The organism is Vibrio sp. Evd11 (assembly GCF_900382755.1).
Taxonomy (GTDB): Bacteria; Pseudomonadota; Gammaproteobacteria; order Enterobacterales; family Vibrionaceae; genus Vibrio; species Vibrio lentus.
The window spans coordinates 29,144-50,893 of sequence record NZ_OSDX01000006.1 but is presented as its reverse complement, the minus strand read 5'-3'; the positions used below and the strand labels follow the sequence as shown (position 1 = coordinate 50,893).

Here is a 21,750-nt window from a genome sequence, read left to right as displayed (position 1 = left end):
CTTTTTCATTATTGCTGAAGCGTAAATTCTTTTGAAAGATGGTGCGCTAAGTATTTAAACATGTTAAATACTGCGGTTGTATTCTCTGTTGGCAATCCGTTGCTGTCTAAGAAGTATTCACCCTTAAAGACGAGTACGTCGTCTTTTTCTACTACGCTGTTTGTGCGCATGCCTTCAATGTAGTCATCATGTGATTGGATAATTTGGTTTGCGATAAGCAGTAAATCAAATTCTGCTATTACTTTCTTTGTCATGAGTTCATCTCTGATAACTGAATATATCGTTGAGTTTATTGTGTAGCACTAGAAATTCAATGATTTCACAACCGAATAAGAGAGTCTTTTCGAATCTCCATCATTTATTTTGTGATTTATGACAAAAATAATTGAATGGGGCTCGCGTTAGATTCGCGGACAAGCTTAGTATGACCGCGTTTATACGTAATGCCTGATGAATAGGCTCTTGCAAGTATTCTTCGTGAGTACTTTATCGCTTTTTTACATTGTGACCCTTTTATCCGCTGAGTCGTCGATTTGTCGACCGATCAGATCCAATTTTGAAAAAAGCGGTTGATCTTCTAGTAATCTCGCACAATAGTAAAAAAAGAAGCAATGAATTTAGAATATCATGCGTAAAAGCCCACAAGTTAAATTGTTGGTGCTGAAGCATCGTGATTAAGGACGTTAGAGTCAATATGGGTAAATCGCTAGTTATAGTGGAGTCGCCGGCCAAGGCTAAAACCATCAATAAATATCTTGGCAAAGACTTTGTCGTTAAGTCGAGTGTAGGTCACGTACGTGATTTACCAACGGCAGGTCAAAGCACCGGTAAAAAGGCTACTGCAGTTTCAACCAAAGGTATGAGCCCAGAAGATAAAGCTCGTATCAAGAAAGAAAAAGATCGCAAAGCGCTTATAAAAAAGATGGGTATCAACCCATATAATGAGTGGGAAGCGAACTACCAAATTCTACCAGGTAAAGAAAAAGTCGTTGCTGAATTGCAAAAACTGGCTGAGAACGCAGACCATGTTTATCTCGCAACCGATTTGGATCGCGAAGGAGAAGCTATCGCATGGCACCTTCGTGAGATCATCGGTGGCGATGAAACGCGATACAAACGAGTGGTTTTTAACGAAATTACTAAAAATGCTATTCAGCAAGCTTTCGAAACTCCAGGTGAGCTAAACATCGATGGCGTAAACGCTCAGCAAGCACGACGTTTCATGGACCGTGTTGTGGGCTTTATGGTGTCACCTCTGCTTTGGAAAAAAGTAGCACGAGGCCTGTCCGCTGGCCGCGTTCAATCAGTAGCGGTAAAACTGCTGGTTGAGCGTGAGCGCGAGATCAATGCCTTTATCCCTGAAGAGTTCTGGGATGTGCATGCTGATACTAAAACGACGGATAAAACAGATTTCAGACTGCAAGTTGCACAGAAAGATGGTGTTGCTTTCAAACCTGTAAACGAAGCGCAAACTTTGGCTGCCGTCAGTGTATTAGATAAAGCTCAATACGAAGTATGTAAACGAGAAGACCGCCCAACGAAGAGTAAGCCGTCTGCTCCTTACATCACGTCAACGTTGCAACAAGCTGCGAGTACGCGTCTTGGCTACGGCGTAAAGAAAACCATGATGTTGGCTCAGCGTCTCTATGAGGCGGGTTACATCACTTATATGCGTACTGACTCGACTAACTTGAGTTCAGAGGCTGTAGAGGCCGCACGTGAATACATCGGTTCTGAGTTTGGTGCGCAATATTTGCCAGCTAAAGCACTTGTTTACGGTAGCAAAGAGGGCGCACAAGAAGCCCACGAAGCGATTCGTCCTTCAAGCGTTGATGTGAAGTCTGAAGACTTAAATGGTGTTGATGCTGATGCTCACAAACTTTACTCGCTGATTTGGAATCAATTCGTCGCGTGTCAAATGACGCCTGCGCAATACGATTCAACAACAGTAAGTGTTAAAGCGGATGAGTACACGCTGAAAGCGAAAGGCCGTATCCTTAAATTTGATGGTTGGACTCGCGTTCAACGTCCAATGGGTAAGAATGAAGATACTATTCTCCCTGCAGTTCAAATTGGCGACAAGCTTGACCTGATTGCTCTAGACCCTAAACAGCATTTCACTAAGCCACCAGCACGTTTCACTGAAGCTGCGCTGGTTAAAGAGCTTGAGAAGCGCGGTATTGGTCGTCCTTCAACTTACGCATCAATCATCTCGACGATTCAAGATCGCGGTTATGTAAAAGTTGAACAGCGCCGTTTCTATGCTGAGAAGATGGGTGAAATTGTTACTGACCGTCTAGATGGCAGTTTCAATGATCTAATGAACTATGACTTTACTGCTCGTATGGAGCAGAAGTTAGACCAAATTGCAGAAGGCGAAGCAAGCTGGAAAGGCGTGCTAGATAACTTCTTCGAAGACTTTACTGGCGATTTGGAAAAAGCGGATTTAGACGAAGACGCTGGTGGCATGAAGCCAAATCATATCGTAGAGACCGATATTGAGTGTCCAACTTGTAGCCGTAAAATGGGTATTCGTACGGCTTCGACAGGCGTATTCCTAGGTTGTTCTGGTTATGCACTTCCACCAAAAGAGCGTTGTAAGACAACAATCAACCTTGGTGATGAAGAAGGTATTATCAACGTTCTTGAAGAAGACGTTGAAACAGCAGCACTTCGAGCGAAAAAGCGTTGTCCTATTTGTGAAACGGCAATGGATGCTTATCTGATTGATGATAAGCGTAAGATGCACGTGTGTGGTAACAACCCTAACTGTGAAGGTTATGTGGTTGAACACGGTGAATTCAAAGTCAAAGGCTACGATGGTCCACTTGTTGAGTGTGACAAATGTGGTTCTGACATGGTTCTGAAGAACGGTCGTTTCGGTAAATACATGGACTGTACGAGTGAAGATTGTAAGAACACTCGTAAGATTCTGAGAAATGGCGAAGTAGCGCCACCTAAAGAAGACCCAGTGCATTTTCCTGAACTTCCATGTGAAAACTCAGATGCGTACTTCGTACTTCGTGACGGTGCTTCTGGTCTATTTATGGCAGCGAGCAACTTTCCTAAATCACGTGAAACACGTGCGCCATTAGTGGAAGAGCTGGTACGTTTTAAAGACCGTATTTCACCTAAATTCCAATACCTGACATCAGCACCAGTTGCTGATCCTGATGGCAAGCCGACAGTCGTTCGTTTTAGTCGTAAGACCAAAGAGAACTACGTTCGTACTGAAGCGGATGGTAAACCATCTGGTTGGACTGCGTTGTACATCGATGGTAAGTGGGAAATTACGGATAAACGTAAAAAGCCTAAAGAGAAGTAACTGAACGTTATTTGAAAAAAACAGCCATTAGGCTGTTTTTTTTTGACCAAAATACGACTAATTATGCAACTGGTTGATTCGGTGTATTGATTGCGAGAATTTATTAAATTCACAGGGTAAAATAAATGGAGATGATTAATTATATCTTCTTATGCAACTTTAACGAGAATGTAACTTAATTCAAATATTGTAACTCAAAGATCAGTGTTTAGTTGTATACCTGATGTGTGACGGGTGTTAATGTAATGTTTCGCCCGCACGGTGTAGTGTGAGCTGCTTTAAGTCTTAGGAAAGCAATCAGCTTACATAGCACAGAATGGCGTATTAAAAATTGAAATCGACCGAAAAGTCGATAACGTATATAAAACCAAGTGCAAAGAATAGTGCACGCATAACAACGTTTGGCTTAGGATATTGTCACTGTATGTGAATGAATATTCGTTAAGTACCGAAATAAGTGTTAGTGCTCATCCCCCAGAGGAAGACACCTCTACGAGTACTGACATCGACAAGCTATAAATATATGGAGAATAAAATGGCTGGTGTATTGGGAATGATTCTTGCTGGTGGTGAAGGCTCTCGCTTAAGACCTTTAACTGAATCTCGCAGCAAACCCTCGGTTCCTTTCGGTGGTAGCTACCGCTTAATTGATTTCGCTTTGAACAACTTCGTTAATGCTGATCTGATGAAGATCTATGTATTAACACAATTCAAGTCACAATCACTGTTCCACCATATGAAAAAAGGTTGGAATATCAGTGGTATAACAGATCGCTTCATTGACCCTATTCCTGCGCAAATGCGTAAAGGGAAGCGTTGGTACGAAGGCACAGCAGATGCTATCTACCAAAACATGGGCTTTATGGAGTTGGAAGAACCCGATCAAGTCTGTATTTTTGGTTCTGATCATATCTACAAAATGGACATCAAGCAGATGCTTGATTTCCATAAAGAGAAGAAAGCAGCGTTAACCGTTTCTGCACTGCGCATGCCGCTTGCTGAAGCATCAGAATTCGGTGTTATCGAGGTTGATGCTGAAGGCCGTATGATTGGCTTTGAAGAGAAACCTGCAAATCCGAAGCCGATTCCAGGCGATCCTGAATCTGCGCTCGTTTCAATGGGCAACTACGTGTTCGAAGCAAAAGAGCTTTTTGCCGAACTAACAGAAGATGCAGATAAGCCTGATTCTACTCACGATTTCGGTAAAGATATTATTCCAAACATGTTCCCACGTGGTGATGTGTTTGTTTATGACTTCAGTACCAATCGCATTACTGGTGAAAAAGAAGAAGTGTACTGGCGCGATGTAGGTACGATTGACGCGTACTGGCAAGCTCATATGGACCTTCTTAAGAAAGATGCGCCATTCTCGCTATACAACCGCAAATGGCCTCTACACACTTATTACCCGCCACTACCACCAGCTACCTTTACTGACTCGGCAAATGGTCGAATTCAGATAATTGATAGCCTTGTGTGTAGCGGTAGTTATGTTCGCGGTTCACGCATTGAAAAGAGTGTATTGGGTTTCCGCAGCAATATCGCATCAGCGTGTGATATCAGCGAGAGTATTTTACTTGGTGATGTAAAGGTTGGCGAAGGTTGTATACTACGTCGCGTTATCATTGATAAAGATGCCGACATTGCACCAGGCACTCAGATTGGTGTAAACCTGACAGAAGATAAAAAACATTACCACGTATCTGACGATGGTGTAGTCGTGATTTCTAAAGGAGCACGAGTTGGTTACTAAGACTCTCTCGGTACTTTTTGTAGCGTCTGAAGTTGAAGGCTTAATTAAAAGTGGTGGCTTGGCTGATGTAGCCAAGGCACTGCCTAAAGCGTTACAAACACTCGAACAAGACGTTCGAGTGACCATCCCCGCTTATCGAAACATTCCAAACATTGATTCAGCAGAAGTCATCTTGGCTACCGAGCTGGATCATTGGCCTCACACCGCTTATCAAGTTAAGAAATTGAGCGTCGAAGGTGTTCAAGTTTTTGGTATTGAATGTGCCAAGTATTTCGATCGCCCTGAAATGTACGCTGAAAATAATCACGCTTATGCCGATAACGGAGAGCGTTTCTCGTTCTTTAGTGCTGCGTGTTTGGATATGCTTCCTAAACTTGGCTTTCAGCCCGATATCGTTCATGCCAATGATTGGCATACGGGTTTTGTTCCCTTCTTGCTTAAGTCTCGTTATCAACAACACGACTTTTTTAAAAACACACGCAGCGTAATCTCGATTCACAATGCGGTTTTTAAAGGCGTGTTTTCTTACGAAGAGTTGCAGTCTCTGCCTGAAATGCACAACCATAATGTTCCAGAAGCTGCCGTAAGTGATACTCACGTGACGATGCTGAAAGCGGGTGTGTTGTGTGCAGATAAAGTGAATGCAGTTAGCCCAACTTATGCACAAGAGCTGAAGACGGAATTAGGTAGCCATGGTATGGCAGCTGAATTCCAACACAGATCTAACGACCTGTTTGGTATTCTGAATGGCTGTGATTACGGTGCCTGGAATCCGGAAACGGATGCTTTCCTACCTCGTAAATACAAAGCGACCAAACACAGCATGGTTCGCGGAAAATCAGCTTGTAAGCAAAAACTGCAACAAGATGTTGGCCTGCCAGTCACCGATTGTGCGGTTTATGGCATGGTTTGTCGTCTGACTAATCAGAAAGGTGTTCACTACTTACTGCCTATCATCGAACAGTTCTTGAAGAACGACTTGCAGATTGTGATTGTGGGTACAGGTGACCCAGTATTGGCGAGTCAGCTAAAAGAGTTGTCGGCACTTCACTCAAACAAGTTCTCGTTTGTTGAAGCGTATAACAACGAATTAGCGCACTTGGTTGAAGCGGGCTCTGATTTCTTCTTGATGCCTTCTGAATTTGAGCCTTGTGGCTTAAATCAAATCTATAGCATGGCTTACGGTACGTTACCGATTGTTCGTTCTGTCGGTGGTTTAAAAGACAGCGTGAATGATTACGATCAGGATCCTGAGATCGCAACGGGGTTTGCTTTTGATGAACCAACACCACAAGCGTTACTGGCTGTGTTACATCGTTCATTACTGCTTTACGCACAAAACCCATCCGAAATTAAGCGTGTTCAGCTTTATGCCATGCAGCAAGATTTTAGTTGGGAAGATGCGGCTAAAGAATACCTTGCGATGTATCATGCGGCATTTTAACTCGCTGAAATAGTTTTAAAATTAAGCTGACAGATAGTAATGGTTTGTAATGAAAGAAGGCGCTCTGAGACTAGAGTGCCTTTTTGTTTTCTGGTCAGATCACATCACGTTTACGCAGACAAAACTTGCAAACTCATTTTAGTCAGGTAGAAAAGGAGGGTAGGTATTCACATGACTAATAGTAGGTTTGACACTATTATCACTTAATCTGCTCAATAGCGTGATATCCTTAGCCATCGCCTCACCATGAGGCATAGCTCCATTATTATAATTAAAGCGATAGGTATGTCTGAGAGTTTATTATTTCATAAAACATTTACTCACCCTACGAGCGATGAGTGGGTTGTGTTTGTGCATGGCGCGGGGGGCAGCTCCTCTATCTGGTTCAAACAGATCAAAGCGTATAAACAACATTTCAACTTGCTTCTCATTGATCTTAGAGGGCATGGCAAGTCAGACAACATACTTAAAGGCTTGATTACGAACCGCTATACGTTCAAATCGGTCACGCTCGATATCCTTAAAGTTCTTGATCATCTAAAAATCCGTTCAGCGCATTTCGTTGGCATGTCTCTCGGAACGATTATTGTTCGCAACGTAGCGGAATTAGCCGCAGGGCGCGTGCGTTCAATGGTGCTCGGTGGTGCAGTGACTAAGCTCAATACTCGCTCTCAAGTACTAATAAAGCTGGGTAATTTAAGCAAGCACATCATTCCATACATGTGGCTATACAGCCTTTTTGCTTATGTTGTCATGCCGCAGAAAAGCCAAAAAGAATCTCGCCATCTATTTATCCGCGAAGCCAAAAAATTGTGTCAAAAAGAATTTAAACGTTGGTTCATCCTTACCGCTGATGTGAACCCTCTAATGAAATACTTTAAAGATAGAGAGTTGCCGATCCCGACTCTTTATTTGATGGGAGAACGTGACTACATGTTCATCAAGCCCGTAAAAGAGATGGTTGAAGCGCACGAGTCGAGTGAGTTAGTGGAAATAGCGAATTGCGGACATGTGTGTAATGTTGAAAACCCTGAAGAATTCAATCAACATTCTATCGAGTTTATCCAAAAGCAAATCCAGTGAGCTTCTCGGTTCATGCTCTGAGGCGAGAATTAAATCGAATTGAAATAAAAACGGGAAGCTAGTTAGCTTCCCGTTTTTATTTGGAGGAGGTATTTGACGAATCTCTGGTTGTCGTCGTGAGATATTATTCAGGAGATGCTGCGCCACACTGCCAACAAGAACCGAATTGCGCTTCATTAACTTCATGGCACTCGCCGCAACGCCACTCTTCATAGATGATCGAATCTTGCTGTTTTTGGTAGTCATTGACGATCGTACGGGCTTTACTGGCCAATTCTGGCTCATATAACCATACGTAAGGGTCAGTTTCTTCAGTGAATGGGATTTCCCCTTTCAAACCGAACAAACCCTCACCACGGACTTCACACGCAATATTCTCACTTTCTAACAATCCACAGATGATATGGGCTTCTGTAGGATTCGATGCACTGAAGATTTTCATTGAAATAGAACCTTATTCGGCTTTGGGTTTTAGTCAGCTATATACGTTATTCCGCTATACACGTTAGTCAGCCACAGGTGCTGAGCGAAACTTACTCATCAACCATTTAGCAATAATTGGGAATACTCCCAACAAGGCAAATGACAATAGTACTGAAGGAGATACGATACCCGAAAGTGAATCAATTTCTGCGAGTTGAGTACCAGCATTTAAGAAAACCGCAGTACCTGGCAACATCCCTATTTGGCTTGTGATGTAGTAACGAGTTACCGACATTGGGGTTAACCCCATTAACAGGTTGATAAGGAAAAACGGGAAGACAGGAATCAGACGTAGAGAGAATAAGTAAAATGCCCCGTCTTTTTCAACACCCTTGTTAATCGTTGCCAACTTGTCGCCAAACTTGGTTTGGATACAGTCACGTAAAAGGTAACGGCTACTTAAGAAAGCAAGGGTTGCACCAATAGCACTTGCAAAAGATACCAGCAGTAAACTGTTCCAGAAACCAAACAAGGCAGCGCCTAACAGCGTAACAACCGCAGCGCCAGGAATTGAGAAAGCCGTGATCATGACATAGGCGGCGAAGTAAATTGCAGCAGCAGCAATAAAATTGCTCTCGATGTAGTCATTCAAAACAGCTTGTTGAGCTTTCGCATTCTCAAGTGTTAGGTATTGGCCGAAATTGACGCCTAACAAGACGATCGTTACGACCAATACGATACCCAATATCATTTTCTTACTCATTGATACTTCCTCTAATTTTTCAATGCATACCATTAGTATAGATAGACAGGCAAAGCATAGATTAACTTTCAACAGATATAAAAAAAGCCGCAAGAATGCGGCTTAGTTATGTAGATAGTTTGAACTAACAATATTAATTGACGCGACTGATAAGCTCTTCACGACGTTGCTGCGGTATAACAGACCAATGAGTACCATTGATCGCACCTTCTAGCGCCCAAAGCAGCTCAATGCTGACTGAGGAAGCATGCGATTCCTTGATGGCGTTAAATGCGTTTACAGAGCCAGATTCATATAAACATTCTACGGAATCGATCCCCGCCTTTTTCAACATACGCTCGGTAGCCAGTCGAAGGTTAGGGAGGTCCTTTAGTCGAGTTGGCTTAGCAGAAGACTGCTCAGCTTTCTCTTCTTTAGCAAAACCCAGAGACGTCGTAGCAAGCTGCAAGATTTTTTCTTGGTCTTGCCACAAACCTTCCGGCAATGCGAAATACTTAGTGACGACAGGGAAACCACGTTTTTTGTAGACGTATGGTTGAAACCCTTGTTGCTCGAATTGCTTTGTTGTGTCTTTGTCCGCTCTTATGTGCAGCTGGTCATTTACAACCAGAGCAAACATAGTGTCATCAGCAAAAAGCCCGAATCCACCAAACATTGAGCGTGATTTTATTTTTCCTAGGGGCTCAAATAATTTCATTGAGTCCTTTAGTATCGGTTTATCCATGTTATCTATCTCGGTGTATTTGAACTACGCCACCAAATAAGCAGGTCCGAGAGATTAGCAAAATGTTGCAATTAAATTGTCAATAAGCCGTAAATTACTAAATTGTTAGTAATTACCGCATTTTGCCATCGGTAACCCCGCTACCATACCAACGAGTGGTTTAGGCCGGAAGCTTTGCGTCTCACTCTTTCGAGTGGTTTGCCCTGTGCGTGACTGACTGAATAGAATAAAGTTTTTGTTGAATGAGGCTCACACCTGATATTTCAAAATGTGATATTGCTTCAATTAATGATCTTGGTATTATGCAACTGGGTTTACTTTATCTGCTTATAAAAAAAGCGCACTCAAAGGTGCGCTTAATGAAATTAAACTCGATTTATCAATTAATTTAACGTTTTAACTGTGCTTCGCTCAACAATTTCTGGGTGCATTTCGAAGACACGTTTTTCATGATCTTTATCTTTAATGCGTTCCAACAAAATTTCGAATGCATTTTTACCAACACGACGCTTAGGTTGGTGAACCGTCGTCAATGGTGGAGAGAAGTATTCTGCAAGTTCAATGTTGTCGTAACCGATAACCGAAATATCTTCAGGAATACGAATACCTTGCTGTTGCAGGCGACTCATCAGGCCAAGTGCCATTGTGTCGTTAAAACAGAACACTGCAGTAGGGCGATCTTCCATCTGAGCAATTTTATCAGCCGCAAGTACAGCGGTATCACACTCAAAGTTACCTTCAATGATGAGCTTTTCGTCGGTTGCGACCTTCGCTTCATTGAGTGCGCGTTTGTAACCCGCGATGCGTTCTACACATGCTGCTTTGTCTAAGTGGCCACTTAAACAAGCAATCTTTGTGTGACCACGTTCTAGCAGGTACTTGGTTGCTAGATAGCCGCCTTCTTCAGAGTTATCGATGATCTTATCAGCCTGAGAGGTTTCAGGGCCCCAGTCCATGACAACTTTTGGGATATCAGCATGGCGATCTAACATGCCACGAAGTTCTTCTGTTAAGTCAGAACACATAACCAAGATGCCATCTACACGTTTTTCTGCAAGCATTCGAATGTAGTCACGTTGCTTCTCATAGATACCCCCCGTGTTACACAGAATCAAAGTGTAACCTTGGCGGTAGCAGTAGCTTTCAACACCATCGATCACTTCAGAGAAGAAGAGGTTTGTTGATTGAGTCACTAGCATGCCGATAGTGCGTGTTGAATTGCATTTCAAGCTACGCGCTACAGCACTTGGTGCGTAGTTTAACTCGTCTACGGCTTTATTTACTTTCTCTTGAGTCGCTTCTGCAACAAAACGTGTTTTGTTGATTACGTGAGAAACGGTGGTAGTTGATACGCCTGCTAAGCGAGCGACATCTTTTATAGTGGCCATGGTTTTATCCTATTAGAAGCTACTTTCCCAAAGTACGGAATAAAGTAGCCGTTAAGCTACCTAACTAAGAGCTTAAATTTGTAGGGCTCTTTGGGGTACTAAAGTGCTAAAAAACAAAAAACCGCTATTGAGCGGCTTGTCTTAACACCGAAATGCTCTGAACTTAAATAAGCATAGCATTTCGTGAATGTTTCATATTTTATCGTTTGCGGTCACAATTTTAGACTGACTAGAAATTACTCGCAATAAAATTCACCCAGAAATCTGGGTGAATTGTCACATTCTATTGAATTTGTTTACTTAATCATCAGCGAATCTTATTCACCCGCTAAATACTGAGTGTCCAGATTACAGAAGGCCACGAGAAGAGTTGCCACAGATGCATAGAAACCGAATGAATCGATCTCACAACATTTAACGTTGAACTTTGGTAGCCAAGTAAGGAGTTGTTGTTCTATAAATTGCTGTTGAACAGTGAACGATTTCTCTAATTCTTCTTCAAGCTCAGTTTCATTTGAACGGATGATGAGATTACCAAGGAAATCAAGTTCGATAGCAATGTGGTCTGCTGGCTCTTTCAGATCTTGGTTAACCACCAAGTTGTGCTTAGCCATGATCTCTTCCATGTCTTTAGCTGGCTTATCGTTTAATAGACCTGTTTCGCCGATATACATTGAAGCGTATGGAAGGGCGCCGTGTTTATCTGTCTTTAAGAAAAGGTCGCAAAAGTCAGCAGACAGTTCTAGTTGGGCATCTTCACGTGTTTGTAGACGGTTCAATGCGTCTACCAGTTTATCAATCGCAGGCTTGAGTGTTTCGTTTTCGCCTAAACCAGTCAGGAAAGAACGGATCTCAACAGAGTGGTAGTGGTCGAGTTCTTCTTGTGTGAGCTCTTTAGCGAACAAGCTTGATAGCCACCAGTAGATTTCAGCTCTTTGTTCGTTGAATGCTTTCGTATCTTTCATTTCATAGATCCTGATTTAGTCTTGTGATGTTTATATACCCAAGCATCGTGAAGTCATTTGGGCATAAGCACACCAAGGCTCAATAACAAGGTTAATTGCTAAACGCAAAGTGACTCGTTAGTCGTAATGCCTATATTGAATTGCGATGGACGATAAATAGCAAGGTTTTAGATTGTCTTGTATCAAAAAAGATTCATGTTTCTCGCTTTTATCTGCTGTACCACTAGAATTGTTACTAGTTATGAATAGAATGGTTACTGAAACTATTAAATAAGAAAAGTGGTGTAGATGAGCTATCACGTATTAGTCGTAGAAGATGATGTGGTAACCCGAAGTAAGCTGGTTGGATATTTCCAGAACGAAGGTTACACAGTGAGCGAAGCGGAAAGCGGCGCTCAGATGAGAAACGTGTTGGAAGAAAACAACGTTGATCTCATTATGCTAGACATCAACTTACCAGGCGAAGATGGATTGATGCTAACTCGCGAATTACGCAGTCAATCGGACATTGGGATTATTTTAGTTACTGGACGCACGGATAGCATCGACAAGATCGTTGGCCTTGAAATGGGCGCAGACGATTACGTTACTAAACCCTTCGAACTTCGCGAGTTGTTGGTTCGAGTTAAAAACCTCTTGTGGCGTATTTCGGCTGCTCGTAAAACTGCAGCGGTTGCGGTAGAACAAACAGAAGACGAATCTGTGGTTCGTTTCGGTGAATGGACGTTTGATATACCTCGCCGTGCGCTAAGCAAGAACAGCGAGCCGGTGAAATTGACCAAAGCTGAATATGAACTATTGGTTGCACTCTCTTCTTACCCTAACCAAGTATTAAGCCGTGAACGTATTTTGAATATGATCAGCCATCGAGTGGATGCGCCTAATGACCGCACTATCGACGTGTTAATCCGTCGCATGCGTGCGAAGATGGAGTTTGACCCTAAGAACCCACAGATCTTTGTGACGGTTCACGGTGAAGGTTACATGTTTGCTGGTGACTGATTCTCTTCGGGAGCTTTAGTCAGCAACAAAATTTGAACGTAAAAAAGCCGAGGCATCATTGATGCCTCGGCTTTTTATTACTTGGTTTTTACAGTTAACGAATTGAACAGCTGAAACTTACTCGATTACTCAGTTTTACTCATTCGCAGAGTGTCTGATTAGCTTGCGTTTATTGAGGTTGCGCTGCAGAAGCTGCGCTGTTTTCATCGACTAAGCTAGAAGCAGCAGGAAGAACAATCGGTTCTTCAACTGGGTCGCTGCTTGTGTCTAGCCAATCACGTAGGCTCTGCCAAACCAATCCCATCGTTTCGTGCCAGTAACGCTCTGTTTGTTCAAGATAGAGTGCTTTTGGCATGTACTTATTCCAAGGTTCAACAATCCCTTCTTGTGCAAGGTAGTTGGTTGGAGCGGGCAATGGTTTCATGCCTGCGGCATTGAATTCATTAAGTGCGCGAGTCATATGGCTAGCTGAAGTCACGAGCACCATTCTCTTATTCTTAACAAACGCAGCGGCTTGGCGAGCTTCTTCCCACGTATCTTTCGCGGTTTCAAGCAGAATGATATCGGGCTTTGCAACACCTAGAGCCAACGCTACTTTGGCCATCATTCTTGCGTTGCTCACTTCAGTACCTGCACCGTAGCCAGACAAAATAAGTTTTGCACCAGGGTAAAGGCGCAGAATACGAATGCCTTCACTTAAGCGCATTAAACCTGTGCGGCTAAGCTCCGAGGTTGGTGGTATTTGATCATCGACGACGTGACCACTTCCGAGGACCATTACGTAATCAACGGTTTCATCGACGGGTAAAAATGCAGTGTGTTGCCTTTCCATTGGCATTAAAAGTTGACTAGAAACTGGTTGGAAAGCGATTAGGAAAATACCACAGAGGGCTGAAAGGGTAATTAGGCAACCCGTCTTCCTTTTGGTAGTAAACATCACTAGGGCTAAACCCAGAAAAGCGAGAATTAACATTGCTGGCAGTGGCATCAATAGCGAAGACACTACTTTTTTCAGCTCAAACATATCCGAATAGTCCGAAAAAACATCACTTAGTAGTAAAAAGAGACATCGCCTCTTTATTCCTGAAATTCCTGTGACAGAATAGCAGGCACGATAGGACATAATAACTCAAGTAGCCGTGACTGAAGACCGTAATTTCGACGATATTGCCCACAAATTTGCAAAAAATATTTACGGCTCTGACAAAGGAGAGATCCGTCAGATCATCGTATGGGAAGATTTAGAACAAGCTTTGAGCAAATTTGAACAATCAACTTCACCTTTGCATGTTCTTGATGCTGGAGGTGGTCTTGCACAGATGTCACAAAAAATTGCGGCGTTAGGGCATAGAGTTTCTCTGTGTGACCTCTCTTCTGAAATGCTGAAGCTTGCAGAAGAAAGTATTAGCGAAGCGGGTTTGTTAAAACAGTATCGGTTTATTCATTCTCCGGTACAAAAAGTCGCAGAACATCTCGATGAGAAAGTCGATTTTGTGATGTTTCATGCCGTAATGGAATGGCTCGCAGATCCTAAAGAGGCGCTTGATTTATTACTGGAACAAGTAAAACCCGGTGGCGTTGCCTCGATAATGTTTTACAACCACCACGGATTAGTCCTGAAAAATGTGATTTGTGGCAACATTCCTCATGTATTGAATGGGATGCCACATCGAAAACGGTTTAAGCTGCAACCACAAAAAGGCTTGAAGCCAGAAGAGGTTTATCAATGGATAGAAGACGCTGGTCTAGAAATCTGTGGTAAATCAGGCATTCGCTCCTTTAGTGACTACATAGGTAATATGGAGTACATGGGCGATTACCAATTTGAAGATGTATTGGAACTAGAAAAACAGCTATGCCGCCAAGAGCCATATCTGTCACTAGGCCGTTATATTCACGTTTGGGCTCAAAAACCTGCGCAATAGCAGCGGTGAATGTGGTAAAAGAAGCCACAACATGCGCTATGCAATCGTAAGAAGCCCGCGTCATAAAGAAATAGGCGTAATATCTAACATGTTCGATATTACGAAAAACAGTAACAGGAACCACAATGAGTGAAATGACTCAAACTGCCGAAGAGCAGCCAATTGATGAGTTGGTAGGCTGGGTCAAGCAGCATGACTTTTCATTAAACTTGCCGCCAGAGCGTTTAGCATTTTTGATTGCTATCGCAGTGCTAAGCAATGAAAGGTTCGATGAAGAGCTAGGTGAAGGTGAATTGCACGATGCATTTACCATTGTCACTCGTCTGTTTGAAGATACCGGCGAAGCGTCTGCATTCCGTGCAAACAACGCTATCAACGAGTTGGTTAAACAAAAACTGATCAGTCGTTTTACTAGTGAGATCACCGACGGTGCAAGTATTTACCGTCTTTCTCCACTTGCGATCGGAATTTCAGATTATTACTTACGTCACCGTCAATTCTCTAAGTTAAAACTGTCGATCCAACTTTCGATGGTTGCTGATGAGATGGCTAAAGCCATTGAAGCTGCGCAAAAAGGCGGAACACCTGGCCACTGGCAAAAGAACGTTTATGGCGTTTTGAAATATTCAGTGGGTGAGATCTTCGATCAGATCGATTTAAACCAGCGTGTGATGGACGAGCAGCAACAAACCGTCAAACAGCAAATCGCTGATCTGCTTAATAAAGATTGGCGAGAAGCGATCAATAACTGTGAGTCTTTGCTATCGGAAACCTCAGCCACGCTAAAAGAATTGCAAGATACCTTGCAAGCGGCCGGTGACGAACTGCAAACCCAGATCCTCGATATTCAAGAAATTGTGTACGGTGACGATGAACTCGAGTTCGTAGGCGAAACCTTGTTTGGTTTGCAAATGAAACTCGATCGAATCACAAGTTGGGGCCAACAGGCGATCGACTTATGGATCGGTTATGACCGTCACGTGCATAAGTTTATCCGTACCGCGATTGATATGGATAAAAACCGTGCCTTTAGCCAGCGCTTGCGTCAGTCGGTTACCGACTACTTTGATGCGCCTTGGTTACTGACTTATGCCGATGCTGAAAAGCTCACCGATCTTCGTGATGAAGCCCTGGTGCTTCGTGATGACGAAGTGATGGGGCAAGCACCAATCGACGTAGAGTACGAAGAATTTGAGCAAGTGAACGACCTGCTTTCAGACCGAATTGCAGAGATGTTAAAAGCTCACAAACAGCAAGGTGCGCCAATTGATCTTGGTCTTGTGCTACGCGATTACCTCGCAGCACACCCTCGCACACACCATTTTGATTTAGCCAGAATTGTTGTCGACCAAGCCGTGCGCTTAGGTTACTCAGCGTCTGACTATCAGGCTATTCAGCCGGATTGGCAGGCAATCAACGATTTCGGTGCAAAGGTACAAGCAAATGTCATTAACAAGTACTGATGATTACATGCCAGAGAAACTGGTAAAAGCGATAGCGAACCCGTTGTTCCCTGCGCTAGACAGCATGCTACGTTCAGGTAAGCATGTTTCAACAGAAGATTTAGACAACCACGCGTTGCTTTCTGATTTCGAAGTAGAACTTCAGCATTTTTACCAACGCTACAACACGGAACTCGTGAAAGCGCCTGAAGGTTTCTTCTATCTGCGCCCCCGTTCTACGTCTTTGATTGGCCGAAGTGTTTTGTCTGAGCTCGATATGCTCGTTGGCAAGGTATTGTGTTTTTTGTACCTAAGCCCAGAGCGTTTAGCCCACGAAGGTATTTTTACTAATCATGAGCTATTTGATGAACTGATTTCGCTAGCCGATGAGAAAAAACTCATGAAACTGGCGACGAACCGAGCTTCGGGTTCTGACTTGGATAAAGAAAAGCTCTTTGAAAAAGTACGCACATCTTTACGTCGTTTACGTCGTATCGGCATGCTGATTGCGATTGGTGAAACGGGCAAATTCCGAATCAGTGAAGCGGTGTTCCGTTTTGGTGCTGATGTTCGTGTTGGCGACGATATGAAAGAAGCTCAGTTACGTCTTATCCGTGATGGTGAAGCAGTGGTTCATACACAAGAGCCAAACCAAGGCAGCTTGCTAAATGAAGAGCAGGCAGAAGCCGCATTAGAACTAGACGTAGACGAAAACGGTCAGCAAGACATTTTTAACGATCAAGCCGACTTTGATGATGAATCAAACCTTGGCGAACAGAACAAAGTAGAAGGTGATGCATGATTGAAAGAGGTAAGTATCAATCATTAACCATGATCAACTGGAACGGCTTCTTTGCGCGTACTTTTGATATCGATGGATTGGTTACAACGCTTTCTGGCGGTAACGGTGCGGGTAAGTCGACCACAATGGCGGCATTCATCACTGCACTTATTCCTGACCAAAGCCTTCTGCATTTCCGTAACACAACGGAAGCGGGTAGCTCACAGTCATCACGCGATAAAGGCCTTTACGGTAAGCTTCAGCCGGGTGCATGTTATGCCGCGCTAGATGTTGTGAACTCTCGTAATCAACGCCTATTGTTTGCAGTAAAACTGCAGCAAGTTGCGGGTCGTGATAAGAAAGTAGACATCAAACCGTTTGTTATCCAAGGCCTGCCAAGCCATGTGAAACCAACCGATGTTTTGATTCAGAACGTTTCAGACAGCCATGCTCGCGTATGCCAGTTGAATGACGTGAAAGCGGCGGTAGCGCAATACGAAGGCGCTCACTTTAAAGCCTTCTCTTCGATTGTTGATTACCACTCACAGATGTTTGAATACGGTGTGGTACCGAAGAAACTGCGTAACAGCAGCGATCGTTCTAAGTTCTACCGTCTGATTGAAGCATCGCTTTATGGTGGTATCTCAAGTGCAATTACGCGTTCACTGCGTGATTACCTTCTGCCACAAAATGGTGGTGTGAAGAAAGCATTCCAAGACATGGAATCAGCACTTCGCGAAAATCGCATGACACTTGAAGCGATCAAAACGACTCAGTCGGATCGTGACTTGTTCAAACACTTGATCACAGAATCGACCAATTACGTGGCAGCTGACTACATGCGTCATGCGAATGATCGCCGTAATAAGCTTGATCAAACCATGAAGTTCCGTGGTGAATTGTTTGGTTCGCGTGAAACCTTGCTTAATCAAAACAACCTGTTGAATCGAGTTCAAGAAGAGTTGGAGCAATTGGTTGATCAAGAATCTGCACTTGAGCAAGATTATCAAGCGGCTTCGGATCATCTTCAGTTGGTTCAAACTGCACTTCGTCAGCAAGAGAGAATTGCTCGCTACAGCGAAGATCTAGAAGAGCTTAATGAGCGTCTAGAAGAGCAGATGATGGTGGTTGAAGAAGCTCAAGAACGAGTACTTCTTGCTGAAGAACAGGCAACCATTACTGAAGAAGAAGTGGATAGCCTGAAAACTCAGCTTGCTGACTACCAACAAGCATTGGATGTTCAGCAGACTCGTGCACTTCAATACCAACAAGCCGTTCAAGCGTTAGAAAAAACTAAGCAGTTGCTGGGTGATGACTCTATTACCGCAGAAAGCGCATTAACTTTGGTTTCTGAGCTAAAAGCACAAGAAGAATCAAGCACTCAAACGCTACTGTCTACTAAACATAAGCTAGACATGTCTTCTGCTGCCTCTGCACAGTTCGACAAAGCGCTGTCTCTTGTTAAAAGCATTGTTGGTGATGTTGAGCGTAAAGATGCCTCTCACAGCGCTAAACAAGCGTTAGAGAAAGGCCGTAACGCAAAACACGTTGTTGAAAACGAACAGCAATGGCGTGCACAGCACCGCGATATGGCTCGTGATGTAGCGCAGCAGCATCAAGCTAAAGAGCTAGCAACCGAATACCAAAAGCAACACAACGTGTTACTCACGGATGAAGCGATCTTTGATGAAGAACGCGAACGTCATGCTATGCAGATCGAGTCTCTTGAGTACGCTCAAGAAGAGTTGCGTGAAGCGAAGAGTGAGCAACGTCGTGTACAACAAAACCACGACCAAGAGATTCAAAAACTTGAGTCCATTGCTCCTGCGTGGATCACGGCAAACGATGCACTTGAAGCTTTAAGAGATCAAACAGACGCTGAGCTAGAAGATAGCCAAGCGGTAATGACTCAAATGCAGCAAGTACTTGAAGACGAGAAATCTCAAGCGGTAGCAAAAGATCAGTTGGCAACGCGCCGAGCTGAACTTGAGCAAGAGATTGAGCGTTTAGCTTCACCAGGTGGTTCTAATGATCCTCGTTTGAAAGGCCTAGCGGATACCCTAGGTGGTGTGCTGCTTTCTGAGATCTATGACGACATTACCATTGGTGATGCACCGTATTTTAGTGCGATGTATGGCCCGGCTCGTCACGCGATTGTTGTGTCTGATCTTGATGGTATTAAAGAGAAGCTGGTGGATCTTGAAGATTGCCCAGACGACCTTTACATCCTTGAAGGCGATGTCGATGCATTTGATGACAGCTCATTCAATGCTGACGAACTAGAAGGCGCGGTGTGTGTTCAGCTGAACGATCGCCAAATGCGGTACTCTCGTTTCCCTGAGATCCCATTGTTTGGTCGCGCTGCTCGTGAGCAACGATTAGAGAAATTACGCGAAGAGCGTGATGTTGTTGTGGAAAACCACGCGAAAGCGGCGTTTGATGCACAAAAGCTGAATCGCCTATACCAAGCATTCAATAACTTTGTAGCCAAGCATCTACACGTTGCGTTTAACGCTGATCCAGAGCAGGCGCTAGCGTCTATTCGTGATAAGCGTAACCAAATTGTTCGTTCTCTGGCAGAGTTAGATTCTAAAGAACAACAGCAACGTAGCCAGCTTCTACAAAGTAAGCAGGCACTTGGTGCACTAGACAAATTAGCACCAATGGTTCGTATTTTAGAAGACGAAACATTGGTTGAACGTCTTGCTGAATTGGAAGCGCAACTAGAGCGCTTGAGTGAAGCGAAGTCGTATCTGAACAACCATGGTAAAGCATTGGCGTCTTTAGAGCAGATCGTTTCAGCACTTGACGCTGATCCTGAACAGTTTGAGGCACTAGAAGCGCAATACCAACAAGCCGACCAAGCTCTACAAAGCTTGAAAGGCAAAGTGTTTGCTCTGTCTGATTTAATTGAACGTCGTCACTACTTTGCTTACGCGGATTCTGTTGATCTTCTAAACAAGAGCAGCGAACTGAGCGAGCAATTGAAAGCGAAGTTGGTTCAAGCAGAACAAGCAAGAACCAAAGGCCGTGATGGCTTGAAGCAAGCTCGTGAACAGATGAACCAGTACAACCAAGTATTGGCAGCACTGAAGAGCTCACATCAAGCGAAACAAGAAACGGTTCAAGAGTTCAAACAAGAGCTTCAAGAGTTTGGCGTAAATGCTGATGAAGGCGCTGAAGAACGTGCTGTACGTCGTCGTGATGAACTGCACGAGCGTTTGCACACTTCACGTGGTCGTAAGAGTGAATACGAGCGTACCATTACGTCGACTGAACTTGAGATGAAAGCACTGGCTAAGCGTCTTAAGAAAGTACAGAAAGAGTACACCGAGCTTCGTACCTTCGTTGTTGCAGCGAAAGCGGGTTGGTGTTCAGTACTTCGTTTAGCACGTGAGAATGATGTTGAACGTCGTCTGCACAAACGTGAGTTGGCTTACCTAACGGCAGGCGAGCTTCGCTCTATGTCGGATAAATCACTGGGTGCACTACGTTTGGCTGTGTCTGACAATGAAGACCTACGTGATTCGCTGCGTCTATCTGAAGACAACGCGCATCCAGAGCGTAAAGTTCTGTTCTACATTGCGGTTTACCAACATCTTCGTGAGCGCATTCGCCAAGACATCATTCATACGGATGATCCAGTTGAAGCAATCGAAGAGATGGAAGTTGAACTTGCTCGTCTAACAGAAGAACTGACGCAGCGTGAAAACCGCTTAGCGATCAGCTCTGAATCGGTAGCAAGCATCATCAAGAAAACGATTCAGCGTGAGCAGAACCGTATTCGTATGCTCAACCAAGGTCTGTCGAACATCTACTTTGGTCAGGTTAAGGGCGTGCGTTTGAACGTTAAGATCCGTGAAAGCCACGAGATCTTGCTATCAGGTCTAGCGACTCAACAAGAGCAGCATAAATACTTGTTCGAATCAACGCGCTTTACCTTCTCTGAAGCGATGGCGAAACTGTTCCAACGTGTGAACCCACATATCGATATGGGTCAACGTTCTCCACAAGTTCTTGGTGAAGAGTTACTGGATTACCGTAACTACCTAGAGCTGAGTGTTGAAGTTAACCGTGGTTCAGATGGTTGGTTACAAGCGGAATCGGGCGCACTGTCTACGGGTGAAGCGATCGGTACGGGTCAGTCTATCCTATTGATGGTTATTCAGAGCTGGGAAGAGGAGTCTCGTCGACTTCGCAGTAAAGATATCGTTCCATGTCGTTTGTTGTTCCTTGATGAAGCTGCACGTCTGGATTCTAAGTCGATTTCTACGCTGTTTGAACTGTGTGACCGTTTAGGTATGCAACTTCTGATTGCAGCACCTGAAAACATTAGCCCAGAGAAAGGTACGACTTACAAACTGGTTCGTAAGGTCTTCAAAGACCACGAACATGTACATGTTGTTGGCCTGCGTGGTTTTGCTCAAAACAAACCGGCATCTCCGGTGCAAGAGCTTATCGAAGAAGCTGAGCAATAACCTTGATAGCCGGGCTATAAGCTCGACAGCGACTCAATGATATTTATTCAAAGCCCCTAATCATTAGGGGCTTTTTTGTATCTCGAATATAACTTTCTGAATTCAAAATGCATTCAAACTCTTCATCCAATCCACTCTCATAATTACTGATAAGACCACTCACACCTTATGGTTATTATCAATGGAACTTGTTTGAGGTCACACGCACAAAACCACAAATAATGTATGGTAATGACATAGGTTTAATAATATTA

The 21,750-nt window shown here is 43.7% G+C and carries 16 protein-coding genes and 1 riboswitch; of the genes, 9 read left to right on the top strand and 7 right to left on the bottom strand.

Going from position 1 to position 21,750, the window contains the following annotated elements:
• Nucleotides 1-8 precede the first annotated feature (8 nt).
• Entirely contained in the window at nt 9-254 is a 246-nt protein-coding gene (locus ED652_RS03820) for a YciN family protein (RefSeq protein ID WP_017105775.1), read from the bottom strand.
• Nucleotides 255-694: 440 nt separating this feature from the next.
• On the opposite strand from ED652_RS03820, the gene topA reads away from it, so the two are divergent.
• The 4 genes from topA (at nt 695) to ED652_RS03800 (ending at nt 7,605) form a co-directional block, all read left to right on the top strand.
• Nucleotides 695-3,325 carry a type I DNA topoisomerase gene (gene topA, locus ED652_RS03815; protein ID WP_122053527.1) on the top strand — a complete coding sequence of 877 codons (2,631 nt, stop codon included), beginning with the start codon at nt 695-697 and terminating at the stop codon, nt 3,323-3,325.
• 523 nt (nt 3,326-3,848) lie between these two features.
• On the top strand, nt 3,849-5,078 hold the full coding sequence (gene glgC, locus ED652_RS03810; RefSeq protein ID WP_076668920.1) for a glucose-1-phosphate adenylyltransferase: 1,230 nt from the start codon (nt 3,849-3,851) through the stop codon (nt 5,076-5,078).
• Nucleotides 5,068-6,522, top strand: a complete 1,455-nt coding sequence (glgA, locus tag ED652_RS03805; protein ID WP_122053526.1) for a glycogen synthase GlgA — start codon at nt 5,068-5,070, stop codon at nt 6,520-6,522. Before glgC ends, glgA begins: the two co-directional genes overlap by 11 nt.
• 285 nt (nt 6,523-6,807) lie before the next feature.
• Nucleotides 6,808-7,605 carry an alpha/beta fold hydrolase gene (locus ED652_RS03800; protein ID WP_065111048.1) on the top strand — a complete coding sequence of 266 codons (798 nt, stop codon included), beginning with the start codon at nt 6,808-6,810 and terminating at the stop codon, nt 7,603-7,605.
• 124 nt (nt 7,606-7,729) lie between these two features.
• Here ED652_RS03800 and ED652_RS03795 read toward each other — a convergent pair whose 3' ends face one another.
• The 5 genes from ED652_RS03795 to torD form a co-directional block, all read right to left on the bottom strand.
• Nucleotides 7,730-8,047, bottom strand: a complete 318-nt coding sequence (locus tag ED652_RS03795; RefSeq protein ID WP_017111051.1) for a DUF2007 domain-containing protein — start codon at nt 8,045-8,047, stop codon at nt 7,730-7,732.
• A 63-nt stretch (nt 8,048-8,110) separates the two neighbouring features.
• Entirely contained in the window at nt 8,111-8,791 is a 681-nt protein-coding gene (locus ED652_RS03790) for a TVP38/TMEM64 family protein (RefSeq protein ID WP_122053525.1), read from the bottom strand.
• Nucleotides 8,792-8,924: 133 nt separating this feature from the next.
• Nucleotides 8,925-9,515: a TfoX/Sxy family DNA transformation protein gene (locus ED652_RS03785; protein ID WP_076668914.1), complete on the bottom strand. Its 591-nt coding sequence runs from the start codon at nt 9,513-9,515 to the stop codon at nt 8,925-8,927.
• Between the two features lie 127 nt (nt 9,516-9,642).
• Nucleotides 9,643-9,728: riboswitch (cyclic di-GMP riboswitch) on the bottom strand.
• Nucleotides 9,729-9,898: 170 nt separating this feature from the next.
• Nucleotides 9,899-10,903 (bottom strand): HTH-type transcriptional repressor PurR, encoded by a 1,005-nt coding sequence (gene purR, locus ED652_RS03780; protein WP_017105767.1) that lies wholly within the window; start codon nt 10,901-10,903, stop codon nt 9,899-9,901.
• Between the two features lie 317 nt (nt 10,904-11,220).
• Nucleotides 11,221-11,868 carry a molecular chaperone TorD gene (gene torD / locus ED652_RS03775; protein ID WP_122053524.1) on the bottom strand — a complete coding sequence of 216 codons (648 nt, stop codon included), beginning with the start codon at nt 11,866-11,868 and terminating at the stop codon, nt 11,221-11,223.
• A gap of 288 nt (nt 11,869-12,156) precedes the next feature.
• Here torD and torR point away from each other — a divergent pair, with 288 nt between their 5' ends.
• Nucleotides 12,157-12,870: a two-component system response regulator TorR gene (gene torR / locus ED652_RS03770; protein ID WP_122053523.1), complete on the top strand. Its 714-nt coding sequence runs from the start codon at nt 12,157-12,159 to the stop codon at nt 12,868-12,870.
• Between the two features lie 169 nt (nt 12,871-13,039).
• Here torR and elyC read toward each other — a convergent pair whose 3' ends face one another.
• Entirely contained in the window at nt 13,040-13,894 is an 855-nt protein-coding gene (gene elyC / locus ED652_RS03765) for an envelope biogenesis factor ElyC (protein WP_029223559.1), read from the bottom strand.
• Between the two features lie 115 nt (nt 13,895-14,009).
• Here elyC and cmoM point away from each other — a divergent pair, with 115 nt between their 5' ends.
• The 4 genes from cmoM to mukB all read left to right on the top strand — a co-directional run bounded on the left by cmoM (nt 14,010) and on the right by mukB (nt 21,496).
• A complete protein-coding gene (gene cmoM / locus ED652_RS03760) occupies nt 14,010-14,795 on the top strand; it encodes a tRNA uridine 5-oxyacetic acid(34) methyltransferase CmoM (protein ID WP_122053522.1) in 786 nt (261 codons plus the stop codon).
• A 125-nt stretch (nt 14,796-14,920) separates the two neighbouring features.
• Nucleotides 14,921-16,258: a chromosome partition protein MukF gene (gene mukF / locus ED652_RS03755; RefSeq protein ID WP_017105762.1), complete on the top strand. Its 1,338-nt coding sequence runs from the start codon at nt 14,921-14,923 to the stop codon at nt 16,256-16,258.
• A complete protein-coding gene (gene mukE, locus ED652_RS03750; protein ID WP_102308654.1) occupies nt 16,239-17,039 on the top strand; it encodes a chromosome partition protein MukE in 801 nt (266 codons plus the stop codon). Before mukF ends, mukE begins: the two co-directional genes overlap by 20 nt.
• Nucleotides 17,036-21,496, top strand: coding sequence for a chromosome partition protein MukB (gene mukB, locus ED652_RS03745; RefSeq protein WP_122053521.1), 4,461 nt, complete (start codon nt 17,036-17,038; stop codon nt 21,494-21,496). The genes mukE and mukB overlap by 4 nt, the downstream gene beginning before the upstream one ends.
• The last annotated feature ends 254 nt before the right edge of the window (nt 21,497-21,750 follow it).

Bases quoted from the DNA above. Each gene is read 5' to 3' on its own strand.
- ED652_RS03820 (WP_017105775.1), bottom strand. From the start codon at position 254: ATGACAAAGAAAGTAATAGCAGAATTTGATTTACTGCTTATCGCAAAC.
- topA (WP_122053527.1), top strand. From the start codon at position 695: ATGGGTAAATCGCTAGTTATAGTGGAGTCGCCGGCCAAGGCTAAAACC.
- glgC (WP_076668920.1), top strand. From the start codon at position 3,849: ATGGAGAATAAAATGGCTGGTGTATTGGGAATGATTCTTGCTGGTGGT.
- ED652_RS03800 (WP_065111048.1), top strand. From the start codon at position 6,808: ATGTCTGAGAGTTTATTATTTCATAAAACATTTACTCACCCTACGAGC.
- ED652_RS03795 (WP_017111051.1), bottom strand. From the start codon at position 8,047: ATGAAAATCTTCAGTGCATCGAATCCTACAGAAGCCCATATCATCTGT.
- ED652_RS03790 (WP_122053525.1), bottom strand. From the start codon at position 8,791: ATGAGTAAGAAAATGATATTGGGTATCGTATTGGTCGTAACGATCGTC.
- ED652_RS03785 (WP_076668914.1), bottom strand. From the start codon at position 9,515: ATGGATAAACCGATACTAAAGGACTCAATGAAATTATTTGAGCCCCTA.
- purR (WP_017105767.1), bottom strand. From the start codon at position 10,903: ATGGCCACTATAAAAGATGTCGCTCGCTTAGCAGGCGTATCAACTACC.
- torD (WP_122053524.1), bottom strand. From the start codon at position 11,868: ATGAAAGATACGAAAGCATTCAACGAACAAAGAGCTGAAATCTACTGG.
- torR (WP_122053523.1), top strand. From the start codon at position 12,157: ATGAGCTATCACGTATTAGTCGTAGAAGATGATGTGGTAACCCGAAGT.
- elyC (WP_029223559.1), bottom strand. From the start codon at position 13,894: ATGTTTGAGCTGAAAAAAGTAGTGTCTTCGCTATTGATGCCACTGCCA.
- mukF (WP_017105762.1), top strand. From the start codon at position 14,921: ATGAGTGAAATGACTCAAACTGCCGAAGAGCAGCCAATTGATGAGTTG.
- mukE (WP_102308654.1), top strand. From the start codon at position 16,239: ATGTCATTAACAAGTACTGATGATTACATGCCAGAGAAACTGGTAAAA.
- mukB (WP_122053521.1), top strand. From the start codon at position 17,036: ATGATTGAAAGAGGTAAGTATCAATCATTAACCATGATCAACTGGAAC.